General features: G+C 30.7%; 15 protein-coding genes. 1 reads left to right on the top strand and 14 read right to left on the bottom strand.

Going from position 1 to position 12723, the window contains the following annotated elements:
* Positions 1 to 165: 165 nt before the first annotated feature.
* The 7 genes from ACREVX_RS01420 to ACREVX_RS01390 all read right to left on the bottom strand — a co-directional run bounded on the left by ACREVX_RS01420 (position 166) and on the right by ACREVX_RS01390 (position 8429).
* A complete protein-coding gene (locus ACREVX_RS01420; protein WP_431542290.1) occupies positions 166 to 1020 on the bottom strand; it encodes a tetratricopeptide repeat protein in 855 nt (284 codons plus the stop codon).
* A 308-nt stretch (positions 1021 to 1328) separates the two neighbouring features.
* Complete coding sequence (locus tag ACREVX_RS01415) at positions 1329 to 1610, bottom strand: hypothetical protein (RefSeq protein ID WP_431542289.1); 282 nt, start codon at positions 1608 to 1610, stop codon at positions 1329 to 1331.
* A 298-nt stretch (positions 1611 to 1908) separates the two neighbouring features.
* A complete protein-coding gene (locus ACREVX_RS01410; protein WP_431542288.1) occupies positions 1909 to 2064 on the bottom strand; it encodes a hypothetical protein in 156 nt (51 codons plus the stop codon).
* A gap of 117 nt (positions 2065 to 2181) precedes the next feature.
* Complete coding sequence (locus ACREVX_RS01405) at positions 2182 to 3354, bottom strand: tyrosine-type recombinase/integrase (RefSeq protein WP_431542287.1); 1173 nt, start codon at positions 3352 to 3354, stop codon at positions 2182 to 2184.
* Positions 3355 to 3404: 50 nt separating this feature from the next.
* Entirely contained in the window at positions 3405 to 3602 is a 198-nt protein-coding gene (locus ACREVX_RS01400; RefSeq protein WP_431542285.1) for a hypothetical protein, read from the bottom strand.
* A 307-nt stretch (positions 3603 to 3909) separates the two neighbouring features.
* Positions 3910 to 5634, bottom strand: coding sequence for a DNA polymerase (locus ACREVX_RS01395; protein ID WP_431542284.1), 1725 nt, complete (start codon positions 5632 to 5634; stop codon positions 3910 to 3912).
* Positions 5635 to 5696: 62 nt separating this feature from the next.
* Positions 5697 to 8429 carry a DNA primase family protein gene (locus ACREVX_RS01390; RefSeq protein ID WP_431542283.1) on the bottom strand — a complete coding sequence of 911 codons (2733 nt, stop codon included), beginning with the start codon at positions 8427 to 8429 and terminating at the stop codon, positions 5697 to 5699.
* Positions 8430 to 8818: 389 nt separating this feature from the next.
* On the opposite strand from ACREVX_RS01390, the gene ACREVX_RS01385 reads away from it, so the two are divergent.
* Positions 8819 to 9253, top strand: a complete 435-nt coding sequence (locus tag ACREVX_RS01385) for a hypothetical protein (RefSeq protein ID WP_431542282.1) — start codon at positions 8819 to 8821, stop codon at positions 9251 to 9253.
* 261 nt (positions 9254 to 9514) lie between these two features.
* Here the strand turns inward: ACREVX_RS01385 and ACREVX_RS01380 are convergent, their stop codons facing one another.
* The 7 genes from ACREVX_RS01380 to ACREVX_RS01350 form a co-directional block, all read right to left on the bottom strand.
* Entirely contained in the window at positions 9515 to 9661 is a 147-nt protein-coding gene (locus ACREVX_RS01380; protein WP_431542281.1) for a hypothetical protein, read from the bottom strand.
* 15 nt (positions 9662 to 9676) lie between these two features.
* Positions 9677 to 9985 (bottom strand): DUF960 domain-containing protein, encoded by a 309-nt coding sequence (locus ACREVX_RS01375; protein ID WP_431542280.1) that lies wholly within the window; start codon positions 9983 to 9985, stop codon positions 9677 to 9679.
* A gap of 18 nt (positions 9986 to 10003) precedes the next feature.
* Positions 10004 to 10525, bottom strand: coding sequence for a JAB domain-containing protein (locus tag ACREVX_RS01370; RefSeq protein ID WP_431542279.1), 522 nt, complete (start codon positions 10523 to 10525; stop codon positions 10004 to 10006).
* Positions 10526 to 10646: 121 nt separating this feature from the next.
* The gene (locus tag ACREVX_RS01365) at positions 10647 to 11078 is read right to left on the bottom strand and encodes a phage integrase N-terminal SAM-like domain-containing protein (protein WP_431542278.1); all 432 of its coding nucleotides are present in this window, start codon (positions 11076 to 11078) and stop codon (positions 10647 to 10649) included.
* Positions 11079 to 11152: 74 nt separating this feature from the next.
* A complete protein-coding gene (locus tag ACREVX_RS01360) occupies positions 11153 to 11611 on the bottom strand; it encodes a tyrosine-type recombinase/integrase (RefSeq protein WP_431542276.1) in 459 nt (152 codons plus the stop codon).
* Positions 11612 to 11613: 2 nt separating this feature from the next.
* Positions 11614 to 11973 (bottom strand): hypothetical protein, encoded by a 360-nt coding sequence (locus tag ACREVX_RS01355; RefSeq protein WP_431542275.1) that lies wholly within the window; start codon positions 11971 to 11973, stop codon positions 11614 to 11616.
* 3 nt (positions 11974 to 11976) lie between these two features.
* Positions 11977 to 12579 (bottom strand): hypothetical protein, encoded by a 603-nt coding sequence (locus tag ACREVX_RS01350; protein ID WP_431542273.1) that lies wholly within the window; start codon positions 12577 to 12579, stop codon positions 11977 to 11979.
* Positions 12580 to 12723 lie beyond the last annotated feature (144 nt).

Raw genomic sequence — 12723 nt, 5'->3', positions numbered from 1 at the left:
ATACATGTTTATCATTCTAAATTAAAATTAATAATCAGAAACTTTCTTAACAAAAATAGACTGATCAACCGATATACTTATAATCTTTGGGGTATTAACCTTAATTTCAAGATTAAACATACCTCATATACTTAAATCTTGTTTATGTCTTCTTATAATAATGAATTAAAACTCATTTTCAAACAATTGTTCATCATAAATACTTCCTTTTGCTTCGTCATTATCAGTGTATATTGTTAGTGTCTTACTACCTACTAAAAACATTCTTACCCTATCTCCATTAAACCACGATATAGTAGCGTAATAACATAGTTCGCCGTTAATATTTCTATCTAAAGTTGGATTCCCAAGTGAACCCTTATCTAATGAACTTAAAATACTATTAACTTCAGCCTTTGAGTGTAGATTATTAGTCTCTTCTTTCTTTTTCTTTTCCTCAGCTTTTTTTTCTTCTTCAGCTTTCTTTTCTTCCTCAGCTTTTTTTTGTGATTCGATTTTAGCTAATTCTGAATTCATTTTAGAGTTTAATTCATTTACTTCATTTTTTTGTTCTTCATTTAACGAATTTTTATTTATCCCTTCAATTAGAGTTTTTGCTTCACCATATTTTTTCTCTCCAATTAACCCTTTTAACTTAGTTATATTATTCTTACTTTGTTCAACTTCTTTAAACTTTTTTTCAACTTGATCCTTTAGTAAATCTATATCTTCTTTTATTGCATAATTACTATATTCCTCATCTATTCCATCTAATACATTTTTTGCTTCATCAATATTATTCTCTTCTAGTGCCTTTTTGGACTTTTGATAACCCTCCAATATGGAATATAGCTTTTTAGCCTCTTCATTACCATTATCCTCATCTAATGCTAATTCTAATGCAACTAAAGCTTTATCATAATTCTTACTTTTAATTGCTATATTAGCTTGTTCGATTGATTTTTTAACAATGTTATTTCCACATCCAATTAATGTTACTGCTAGTACCATAAGTATTATTGCAAATGTTATTTTTTTCATAGTTATCCCCCATTAGTATTTATTTATATATTATCACCATTATTTTACACTATCTATTATAAATTTGCTATATTTTTTATGATAAATCTTGGGTCTGTTTACCCAATTTAGGCCAATTTTATTGGGCTATAAAACCATTATTTGATATTAATTGCAAGCAAAATAAAAGTAGCATAACCCCCATCATGTGGAGATTCTCCTACTTTTGTTTTATGGTTATCTCATTTATTATTAATTGTAGTAATATTTTCTTTTTATGTCTAATTATTGTTGGTATAGCTATGCTAGTGCTATCTAGCCTTTTAGAACTACAAAGATTGCAATATCAATTTATATTTTATTAATGCTTCAGGTTTATACAAACTTAAACTGAATTCATTATTTAATACTAAATCCTTTATTCCTTTATTCATTTCATAAAATCCACAACTATATCCTTCTAATCTTTTTTCTTTCTCCAATTCGTCATGGCATTTACCTCTATGACAAGTAGTTACATCAATTACTTGCTGCTCCTTTGTTTTAATTAAAAGTATAATATCATCTTTAGATAATGTTTTTCCACACTTTTCACATACTAAGTTACCCATTTACAAAATTCCTCCTTAAAAAAGCTTTTAGTAAAATAATACCACAAATACTGGATAACCCCAATATATTATTGTTTTTTTTGTGTTATGAATTTAACTACCTATTTCTTGTGGGAATATACGAATTGGTTCCATCATCTTTACTCCTCTTCAATTTATTAATCGCTAAATATATTTTATATTGATTTTTTCCGTTAATGGTAACATTGCGCGGTTTCCCTATTTTCGCATCTATAGTTGTGTTAGCATAGATCATTTTTTGATGATTAGCACATAATATCACCATATTTTCTTCATTTTATTTTCCACCTTTAGAAACTAATACCCAGTTATGCTCCTCTGAATATTCATTACCATCTTTCTTCATGAGTGTACACTCGCATCCCTCAATTTGGCATTTATTTTTATATTTCTCTTTAAGCTTATAAACAATCTTTAGATTTCGCTTAACCATACTAATATTCAATTACACAAAATATTATAAAACTATTTATAGACCACATTATAATTTTAGTGAAAAGAATTAGGTAAATAGAGAAAAGGAACTATCTATTTAAGATAGTTCCTCTTCTTAATTTGAAGAAGCAGTTAATCTATTAAATATACCATTTTCAATCTTATCAGCTACATCCTTTTGCATATTAGCAGTAACATGTGAGTAAAGGTCAAGCGTAATACTTATACTAGAGTGACCAAGCCTCTCAGATGCCACTTTAGCAGGAATGCCATATGTCAGCATCAAAGTGGCATTGGAATGCCTCAAATCATGAAGCCTAATATGCTTAAGTCCTTTGCTTTTTAGAAACCAAGCAAATTTTTTACTGAAATTCTTAGGTTCATAGATATTTCCATCAGGATAACAACAAACTAGATCATTAGTACCATAAGCACTACCTAGCTTAATTCTATTTTCCTTTTGTGCCAAATTGTGTTCTTTAAGAAGAGTTATGATACCCTCTGACAATTCAAGTGTACGACAGCTCTTATTAGTTTTAGGTGTTGTAAATACAGCTCCAGCACTTGTGCTAACTAAGTTATTATTAATAGTCATTCTACATTCTTTTAAATTAATATCAGACCATTTTAAACCTAATATTTCTCCACGCCTCAGTCCAAGTGTAGCACCTAATGTTATAGGCACCTCCATTTCTGTTCCTTTACAGACATTTAATAGATTTATAAGTTCAACTTCATCATAAATCTCTGCCTTATAGGGCTTTACTTTTGGAATTGTAACTAGTGTTGAAACATTTCGTTTAATTTGTTCCATTCGCAATGCTTGGTCTAGTGCTTTCCCTAGAGTCCTATGAATAGCCCTAATTGTGGTTGGAGATAATCCTCCTTTGCCATCTAACCGGCCATTTTGAGATAGTTTAAGATACATGTCTTGTAGATGCATTGGTGATAATTTTTGTAATAATATATTCCCTATTCTAGGAATAATGTAATTCTCAACATTTGATTTGTAGCCATCTATTGTTGTTGGAGCAAGGTTTGGTTCAACATAGATCTTTATCCAATTTCTTAGATAAGAAGCTACCGTAATTTTTGTATCTTCAACAAATGTGCCACCATCTAGCTCATTCAACATTTGTTGCATTTCCTTTTCTGCATCTTTTTTCGTTCCATATATAGATTTAAACATTCTTTGTCTTTCACCATTTTCATCAATACCGAGTTCAATAGTTATTTGCCATGTTGTACCGCTTTTATATACTCTTTTCCTTATGTGACCTCTTGCCATTTTTAAACCTCCTGTATAATAAAATAGGGGAGAACAAACTCCCCCTTTAATTAAGCTATTATTTTTTTATTGGGTTCAGTCACCCATGCTTCAAAAACTTTTCTTGACACTTTGAATATGTGTCCTATTCTGATCGACGGTATATCGCTATACTTTAATAAGTGCAAAGCTTTGGCATAGCTAATATCCATATACTCAGCTATATTTTTAGCAGTCATTATTTCTGGATACTCAATAAGATTTTTCATTTAATAGTACCTCCTGTAATCATATTAATAATATATATTTATTGCTATAGAATTTCAACTTTATATATAAATGTTAGAGTTTGTAATCCTGTACAAATTTTGAGTACACAATCTCGTTAGTATGTTCTTTTCTATTTCAAAGAACCCCTCTTAATCCATTAACCAGTTGGTAAAGTAAACTCCGAAATCAACTCCGAAAAACCCTATATTTTTTTGTTAACCTTAATCCTTATAATATATTTTCACATAAGATTGTTTTAAGAGAAAACTTATCATTTCCGGAGTCTTTTTCGGTATTTTATTAACTCTATTTATCTCCCCAATTGTCTGCTATTACTGCTTCAGCTACAATTGGAACTTTTTTCAACAGGTTATTTCCTGCCATCTCCATGGTGTTTTGTAATATTTCTTTTATTTTATCTGCCTCTTCAACATCAGCCTCAATTAATACTTCATCATGCACTGTGGCTAGAATTTTAGCGGACGTTCCTCTCAAATTCTTTGGTAACATTCCAAGCGCAATCTTTAATATATCAGCACCTGTTCCTTGCACCGGTGTGTTAATAACTTCTGTAAATGAAGGTTCACCAAGCCACAACCTCCTTCTATTTACTAAAGTCCTTGTTTCAAAATATTGATTAGCCGTAATGCCCTTGAGCTTAATAGAATTGATTTTATGCCATTTTTTGATGCCCTCATAATAGGCAAAATATTTATTTCTAAATTTTTCAGCCTCTTCTAGACTCATTTCAACCCCATAACTGTTCATAGCATAATTTTTAAACTTACTACTACCCATTCCGTAAAGTAGTCCGAAATTCAATGCTTTTGCAGATTGTCGTTCAGCTTTTGTAACTTTATCTAATGGTATATTATTTACCAATGAAGCAGTTAGAATATGAAGGTCTTGATTATTTTTATATGCTTTAATAATTCGATAATCATCTGCTATTTCACTTGCTATTCTAAGTTCTATTTGTGAATAGTCTGCCATTACCAATACCTTACCTTCTGGTGCTGTAAAACATTCCCTCATATCAGGCTCATGGGGGATTTGCTGAAGATTAAAATCCGTGCAAGAAAATCTACCTGTCTTTGTGCTACATTGAGAGTAGTTAGAATATATCCTTTGTTCTCTGTCCACAGTACTAATAATTTTTTCTGTAAATTGAAGTAATTTGCCTATCCTTTTGTACTGGAGTATTAATCTAACTACCTCATATCTCTTAGCGATAGGTAGCAATTCTTCTTTTGATGTGCTTTTAACGTATATATCAATGGCTCCTAAAGCTGTTTTTATTTGTGCAGGACTATTAAAATTAATATCATCACTTGGGAAATACATGTTTAACTCCTCATACAATGAATTTTGTTCACCTCTATATCTACTATGGAGGGATTCAAGCTTTTTAATATCTACATACATGCCATTAAGCTCCATTTGTGCTACTGCCGGAATGGCTGCAAACTCTATAGCTGCTGTAAATGTAAGGTTATACTTTTTTAATTTTTCATTCATAGCCTTTCTTAATGGCAACAAAACATATGCATCATAAGCTGAATATACAAGTTGCTCTTGTGGCAGCTTATCCATCGCCCAATCATTTTTTTGATATTCAGTGTCCATGGTTATATTAGTATAGTGAGCTACCAAATCCCTCAACTCAAATTTAATACCATAGTATCCTGAATCAATAACCTGTGCTGAAAGCATTGTGTCATATAAGTTTTTTGATATATCTATACCTTCAACAAATAGGAATTTGTAATCATTTTTTACGTTATAAGCCACTTTAATTACATCAGACTCTAAAAAAGCCTTTAAAGCCTTCTTCCCCTCTACATCTATTTTGAAAAAATCAATTATTATGACTGCTTTCCCCTCTACAGCTATTTCAATAATCCTTAACTTATTGTGCCTTGGATCTAACCCAGTTGTTTCAGTACGTAATCCAATACAATTCACATTCTCTATACTTTTCATAACTTCTTTTAATTCTTCATTGTTATCAATATAATTATAATCAATCATTTGTACCCTCTCCTTTTTTAAAGGACTATAGGTAATCTTCATCCCCATAGTCCTTAATAAATTTAATTAAATAGTGCATTATTATATATATTTGATTCCGGTATACTACCAATATCTACAACTTTAATTTCTTTGTTCAACACATTCACTTTTGGCAAATTACTTTCATCCGAATTTTCTACATTCCTGTGTGATATTAGGAGTAGGTCTTCCCAATGAAAGCAAACACACTTCTGATCTGGTTTTGTTTTTTTCACTAATTCAACTCCTGCAATATTCTCAAGAGTAGAAGTAAAGTTTTTCTTTAAGAAAGGCTTAATTTCTTCATCTATGCAAAACTCTTTGTAGTTATCAAATACTTCTTTCAACGTATAAACACACCTACTTTCATTAATAGAATCATTTCTATTATTAAACCAGTAGACTACAGAGTTATTTTCTTCACGCATCCTTGACTTAAGTTCCAACATTGAGCAACTTTCCACAAAATAACCTCTTGTTAAAAGACTAATTCTTCCCTCAATTGCCCAATTCAAAATGCCACTTAATTCTCTCTCTAACTTAGATTTTAACTCTGTATCCCGCTCACTTTCTGACACATAATTATTAACTGGAATAGCCAAAGTTCTTTCATCCATTGCACTTGATCTGTCTGCAATATATGGAATTTGGTTAGCCGCAAAAATTAATTTCGCCTCATTTTGAAAACTTACAGGGTTCTTATATAGTGCCTTACCAGAAATTTTATCTTCTCCAATCATCATTTTAATAAAGGATGTTTTGAATTTTTCTGTAGCATCAATTTCACCACCTATATTAGCTAGTTTGCCAATTAACGTTGCTGCATTAACTTTATCATGTAACTCCCCTATTGAATATGCAGTAACATTCTCATCACCAGCAATGCAGGTCATGATGTGCTGTATAACACCCTTCCCTGTACGTGGCTTCCCAATTAGAAAAAGCATCTTTTGTAACTGGTTTCCAGGAATCAACAGATAACCTAGCCATTCCTGCAAGGCTTTAATAATAACTTTTTTATCACGTTCGTCTATAAAAGTTCTGTCAAGAAACTTTAACCATGTTGGGCACTTAGCATTTTTATCATATTTAATTCCTAGCTGATTCAGACAGTTGTAGCTGCTATCATGTGGAAGTAGTTTTGGACATCCTTTATCAGATATCAAAATCATTCCGTTCTTTAAACATATCATATTTTCTTTTTTATTCTTATTTGAATCCTCTACCTTAATTGCTGTTTTTGATGTTATATAATAAAGTATATTTTCAACTCTTGATTTCGTGTATCCATCTCCCAATTTTACAATTATTTTTTTTTTCAGTATTTCGTCTTCTATTGCCCTATAATATCCCACCTCATACTCATAAAACGTTTTAGCAATGGATACTAGTACAGATGTGCTCATTATTTCATCCCCTATTTCCAAATACAAATTTTTATCATTTGTATTATGCTGTTTTTGTAATTTTTTTATCATAGTTACACTACCATCAATATCTAGCATCTTCATAGCTTTCTTTATATATTCTGATCTTATTAACTCTTCATTTGTATTCTCATTAAGTATATTTGCAATGAAATCATCAAGCTTCCTCAAATTTTTAACACTATCACTATCAGGCTCTAATCTCCTAACAGCATCATTAATTACTTTGTCTTTTTCAATGATTTTTCTTTCATTAATGATTTTACTAAAAATGTTTCCCGCAACAGATTTTTTGTTACAACTAAGATTACATCTAAACCCTTCTTCACACACTTTAGAACATGTTACTGGACCAACATTACCTTCAACTATATTTTTCGACATACTATTAAATATGTTTTTCGCTTCCTTTTCCTTATATTCATTATTCTTTTGGCTTAATTCAAGAAAAATATCTTGCCCTATACCTCCAAATACTGAAAGCGTTGATGCCATAAAGGTCCAGTAGGTATAACTTTGATCTTGGGGATTTTCATACATCTGCTTCATAAAATCACATTTCAAAACTTCATCCATTACTTGATCTTTGTTTAGATTTTTAAGTTTTCGAACAGCATAATATAGAGTCTCATCAAGACTACTCTTAGAAACATACTCATCAATTTTTATTAGACCCGCCAATTTTTCAAAGTCATATTCAGTTTCTTCATTGAAACAAATAACTTCACAAGGCTTTATGTCTTCTAAATCTTTTACATTATTGGTACATGGTAATCGCAACATGTGCGCTACATTACAAACTGCCATATCTCCTTTAAACTCAGGGATAATATTTGCTAAATATCTGAGTAAACCTTCAAATATTACCCTGTCTTTTACAACATCTATTACATTCTTAGTAGTCCAATAACAATGTATACCATTTCCTGAATTAACTATTAAAGAAGGTTCATAACCTAATTGAGTCAGTTGATGTATTAACTTCTTTTTCAATTTTTCCCTCTCTAAGGAATCCATATCACTAAACTTAATTCCACAATGTTCATCAAAATCCACATATAGGCTTGATGCTTTAGTACAAAATTCTGCTGTTCCTTTTTTATCATTTCTTATTACAGGACCGTAATATATATTATAATTCCTATATTTATGAATTATTTCAATTACTTCGTTCACTGCACTATTAACATCACCCTCTAGAGCTACAAAAAATTCTACAGGTTTTAGTGAAGTTTCTTTATTAGGAATAGCCCTTATATTAATAAAGTCTTTTCCCTCATCTTTACCTTCCCTCGTAAAAAGCAATTTTACTATTTCAGATATCTTATCATATTTTTTCTTTTCCATAATAAACCTCCCTTAATTTTTTAAATTTAATTATAATATCTACATCTTTGTTTGAGTTGAGATTTTAAATAGCTTAATTGAATTTTTTATTCCGTGTTCTAGGAACAAAATAAAAATTATTTCTAAATAACCCATGTTTTTTTTTGTTAGGCTATGTTGCTTATATGATTTTAAGTAATGTTAGTATCATTATCTCAATTCCAAAATAACCCACAAATTTTGAAAAAAAATAGTATTATGATATATTAGTTCGTTAAGGTTATGTTGCCTATGAGATTTTAAGTAATGTTAGTACCATTATCTCAATTTCAAAGTAGTCCACAAATATTGAAAAAAAATAATATTATGATATATTAGATAATAAGAATCTTTATTAAGGGAGAGATGAAATGATTACTACAGATACTAGGAAAGAAATATTTATTCTACGCTTTATTAAGCTTAACTCTATAAGACAAATTAGTAGGGACCTTAATATAAGTAGGGTTGCATTGAGTAATATAATCAAAGACTGTATGCAAAAGATAGAAAGCCTTGATTTACAATATAAAACAGACTTATTACCTTTTATTAATGTGATTGTTGTACCACCAATACGTAAGCAAAGAATTGTACACAGGTATAAGGTTACTGAAAATCATATCACAATTATTAAAGAGCTTATAATTAAAAATGAGTGGAGAAGGACTCGTACTAATAATGCAAAAAGCGTACTTACACTTTACCGCGATTTTCTGGCAAAGCTTACCTCCTATGGGGAAGAAGTTATTTCATATAGTACTTTTTCTAATATTGCAACCAAAGAAAAAAAGTTAATAAAATAATACTTAACAAAGAAATATAAAATAACAATTAGAATCTGGTTTTTATTTAATTTTAATGTCTTGGTATGCCTTCCTACAACTTCGAAAGTGCTATACCTATTTTCAGCAGTATCTAAGCTTTTTCAGGAGTAATTGATTTTTGTGATAAGTAATTTAGGACAATTTTTTTGATCTCTTTTCCCTACAAAATTTCAAATTGGAGAGACTACTATTACCATCACAAAAAAAAATAGCAGCTATCACTTTAGCTGCTATGGGACATCACCTCCACTTATTAGGTAGGAAGTCCCGCAATGTATTGAAATCCATCCCACTTTTTTTTGCAACCATCAATGTGGCCTCAATTGCATTTACTTCCTTTTCAATGATGAGTATTATCTTTCCTACTAGTGCTAGTATCTCTGCCATTGGTAGTACCTCCTTTTAGTATTCTTCGGCAAGTAGCATTGTAGAATGAGTTTCGTCATCAATAATAAACACCTTATAATTTGCCATTTCTGTAGCAAATACTCTATGTGTCATGCTATATTCTGGTACTTCCTGCCTATGCTCTATCCTTTGAAAGAATACCTCATCGACTCTTTCATTTGTTATTTCAAATACCTGAAGATAATCCATGTTATTTGCTTGCTCCTTAAGTGTATCTATACAATCCCACATGAATAGCTGTAACTCTAGTGGAATTTCCTGTTGAATTCTTTTAGTAATGTACCTATTATTTTTATCAAACATCTTTCCCATCTCCTTATTTTAAAGTATTCCTTTTTCTTTTAGGCTACAGTATTTACCCTCTGAAGTTATAATTATGTGGTCAATTAGTGATATACCAATTAATTCTCCACATTCCTTTAGCCTCTTAGTTATGCTAATATCTTCCTTAGATGCGGTTGTATCACCTGAAGGATGGTTATGACATAGAATTATGGATGCAGCATTAGATAATAATGCAATTTTATATACCTCCCTAGGGTGTACTATTGAAGAATTTAGTGACCCAATGCTTATTACACTTATTGATACCGGCTGATTCTTAGTATCGAGACAAATTGCAATTAATTTTTCCCTGTCAGATTCCTCTAGGAATTGTCTAGCTATTTCTGCAGCCTGCGAAGGTGTCGTTATTTTACGGCCTTCATATAAAATGCTACCTTGCTTTACCATCTTTATTGATACAATATTTACCCTCTTAGCAGGAGTATTACTATTTTCGGCCACTATCATTTCCTTTCGGCCTCCATTTACTTTGCCAACACAGTATATTGAACTTGTCATATTATTATCATTCCTTTCTTATATTGAGGCATAAAAATAGTGCCTAACCTCAATTATTTGAGATTAGGCACTTTACATATTTCAATTCCTTATTAGGTTCTATATCTTCCAGTAAAATAACTTAATTTATTGGTAGTCTATCATTTTTAGATATTATAATTACACCCTTCATATACTTTTTAAATAATAAGTAAATATTGAACTGCTGCAAACTGTTTATCCGTTTATTGATAGTATTAGGTTTGATCTTTTGTTCAATTTGCGATTTTATAAAGTCACTGTACTGTGCAGAATTAAATTCTCCGGTAAATACTATTCCTAGCCTTTCAATGAAATAAATAAAGCTGTTTACATCAAATATATATGATTTAATGGTTGTTGATGCCTTATTATTTTTCATTAAATTTTCTTTGAATTCTTCAATTATATTCTTAGCCTCTTCACTGATTTTAAACTCCATAGGCTGTCTTCCATTTGGCATCTTTGTTATAGGTACCATCATCTCATCCAAGCTTTCTTGTTTAGTAATTTTCTTTGTTTTAATTGTTGACATTAACTATTCCTCCTAAAGTAAAATACCCTTAACCTCTATATTAAGGTTAAGGATTAATTCTCTATAATATACTTTTATTGAATCCTAAGTATTATAAGCCTATTTCTTGATGTTACTTCTTCTGATTGGATATAAAATAGGAGCTTTTCTACTTCTTCATCTGTAAATACTTCTACTTCTTTTTCACTACCTGCAGCTAGTTTTAACTTATCTTTTTTTAGATTTACCACTTGCTCAGTTTGATATTTTTCATCCATTAGGAATTGATTGAAAGATTGTAGGCTATTAATTTTCTTATTAATGCTATTTATCTCATAGTCTTCTTGGATTAAGCAGTTCCTGTATGAAGTGATATGGAATCTCTTTAGATTACCTGTGAAGGTATTCCCCTTAGACTCCGCCCATTTGAGAAAAACTCTGATATCTCCAACGTAGCTTTCTACTGTCTTTAATGCCTTACCATCCGAAACTAAAGCTTCTTCAAAATCTTTTATTATCTTTTCTGCAACTATTTCAGCGTTATTAGCACTCATTGCTATTCCTCCATGTAAGCAAGTAGTTCTTTAGAAGTTAGAGATAATTCCATTATTAAGACTATAGCAAAATCATTGTTACAAAGTATTAATGAGCTAGTGTACTTACCTCCATCACTGCATTCAATTAAATCAACATATTCTGGTATAACATCTGCTACATCTATTGCTATTTCGTCATTAAGTTTCTTGATATCCTCTTTGTTTTCTACAACTAAAACATATCCTCCATAAATATTTGCATCCCTTACTTCACCATAATTTTCATCTAATATAGTTGATATTTTTAATACTTTTGCTATTACCTCTACTGGTAGGTTTTTTAGAGCTCCTGCTTCTATTTTGTTTGCTATCTTCATCATCTCCTATTCCTCCCCACTATTGTAAGCGTAGTAGGTTCTTTCACCATATGAATCTATGTAGCCCCTTTCTGATTCTTCACATTCTAATACATCCCACCAGTCATTATCCCTCAAATATTGCTTTGCCGTTTCTTCTTTAGATGTGCCAAATATCCACATGTCAGCTATTTCTTCAATGTCAAACATACTAGTTACTTCATAAGCATCTTCTAGTTTTGCATCCAATTCCTCTCTAGCTAAATCTTTCATTATTTCCTCATCCTTATATAAGTAGTAGCCTTTAATTTTACAGTATCCTTCATCATTTAGAGATGCGTATGACTTTATAGCATCATCTACACTTATATCTAAACTTACATTGGACCTTAGAAATAGATAGCATCTTAAAAGGTCCATATCCTCTAAAGACTCAGTCACTTCAGCTTCTGCTTTTGTAGCATTATAGTTTAGGTATGTATCAAAGTCCAAAGTATTTTCTTCTATCCTTTCTATGAATTTTCTTATGGTACTTATCTCTTCTTCTGATATGCTTTTATATCTGCTGTAGATGTTCTCAACCTCTTTAGATATGAATTTACCGATGATTAAATTATTATTTGCATCCATAATAGTTCCTCCTTGAATTCGAAGATAGTGTAAACACTATCTTTGTTTTATTTATTTAAAACCCTGCTATTGCAAGGATTGTAGCTACTTTTAACAAAAAAAGCAATGACCCCCCTCTTTCTGGTATAATTGTTGTATCTAACC

The organism is Clostridium sp. (assembly GCF_050717545.1).
Classification (GTDB): domain Bacteria; phylum Bacillota; class Clostridia; order Clostridiales; family Clostridiaceae; genus Clostridium_AD.
Note: the sequence above shows the minus strand (reverse complement) of the source record. Positions and strands in the feature narration are given on the sequence as shown.

Excerpts from the sequence above, each read along its gene's own strand:
- ACREVX_RS01400 (WP_431542285.1), bottom strand. The coding sequence starts at position 3,602 with ATGAAAAATCTTATTGAGTATCCAGAAATAATGACTGCTAAAAATATA.
- ACREVX_RS01360 (WP_431542276.1), bottom strand. The coding sequence starts at position 11,611 with ATGAGTGCTAATAACGCTGAAATAGTTGCAGAAAAGATAATAAAAGAT.
- ACREVX_RS01365 (WP_431542278.1), bottom strand. The coding sequence starts at position 11,078 with ATGTCAACAATTAAAACAAAGAAAATTACTAAACAAGAAAGCTTGGAT.
- ACREVX_RS01355 (WP_431542275.1), bottom strand. The coding sequence starts at position 11,973 with ATGATGAAGATAGCAAACAAAATAGAAGCAGGAGCTCTAAAAAACCTA.
- ACREVX_RS01385 (WP_431542282.1), top strand. The coding sequence starts at position 8,819 with ATGATTACTACAGATACTAGGAAAGAAATATTTATTCTACGCTTTATT.
- ACREVX_RS01380 (WP_431542281.1), bottom strand. The coding sequence starts at position 9,661 with ATGGCAGAGATACTAGCACTAGTAGGAAAGATAATACTCATCATTGAA.
- ACREVX_RS01420 (WP_431542290.1), bottom strand. The coding sequence starts at position 1,020 with ATGAAAAAAATAACATTTGCAATAATACTTATGGTACTAGCAGTAACA.
- ACREVX_RS01405 (WP_431542287.1), bottom strand. The coding sequence starts at position 3,354 with ATGGCAAGAGGTCACATAAGGAAAAGAGTATATAAAAGCGGTACAACA.
- ACREVX_RS01395 (WP_431542284.1), bottom strand. The coding sequence starts at position 5,634 with ATGATTGATTATAATTATATTGATAACAATGAAGAATTAAAAGAAGTT.
- ACREVX_RS01410 (WP_431542288.1), bottom strand. The coding sequence starts at position 2,064 with ATGGTTAAGCGAAATCTAAAGATTGTTTATAAGCTTAAAGAGAAATAT.
- ACREVX_RS01415 (WP_431542289.1), bottom strand. The coding sequence starts at position 1,610 with ATGGGTAACTTAGTATGTGAAAAGTGTGGAAAAACATTATCTAAAGAT.
- ACREVX_RS01350 (WP_431542273.1), bottom strand. The coding sequence starts at position 12,579 with ATGGATGCAAATAATAATTTAATCATCGGTAAATTCATATCTAAAGAG.
- ACREVX_RS01370 (WP_431542279.1), bottom strand. The coding sequence starts at position 10,525 with ATGACAAGTTCAATATACTGTGTTGGCAAAGTAAATGGAGGCCGAAAG.
- ACREVX_RS01390 (WP_431542283.1), bottom strand. The coding sequence starts at position 8,429 with ATGGAAAAGAAAAAATATGATAAGATATCTGAAATAGTAAAATTGCTT.
- ACREVX_RS01375 (WP_431542280.1), bottom strand. The coding sequence starts at position 9,985 with ATGTTTGATAAAAATAATAGGTACATTACTAAAAGAATTCAACAGGAA.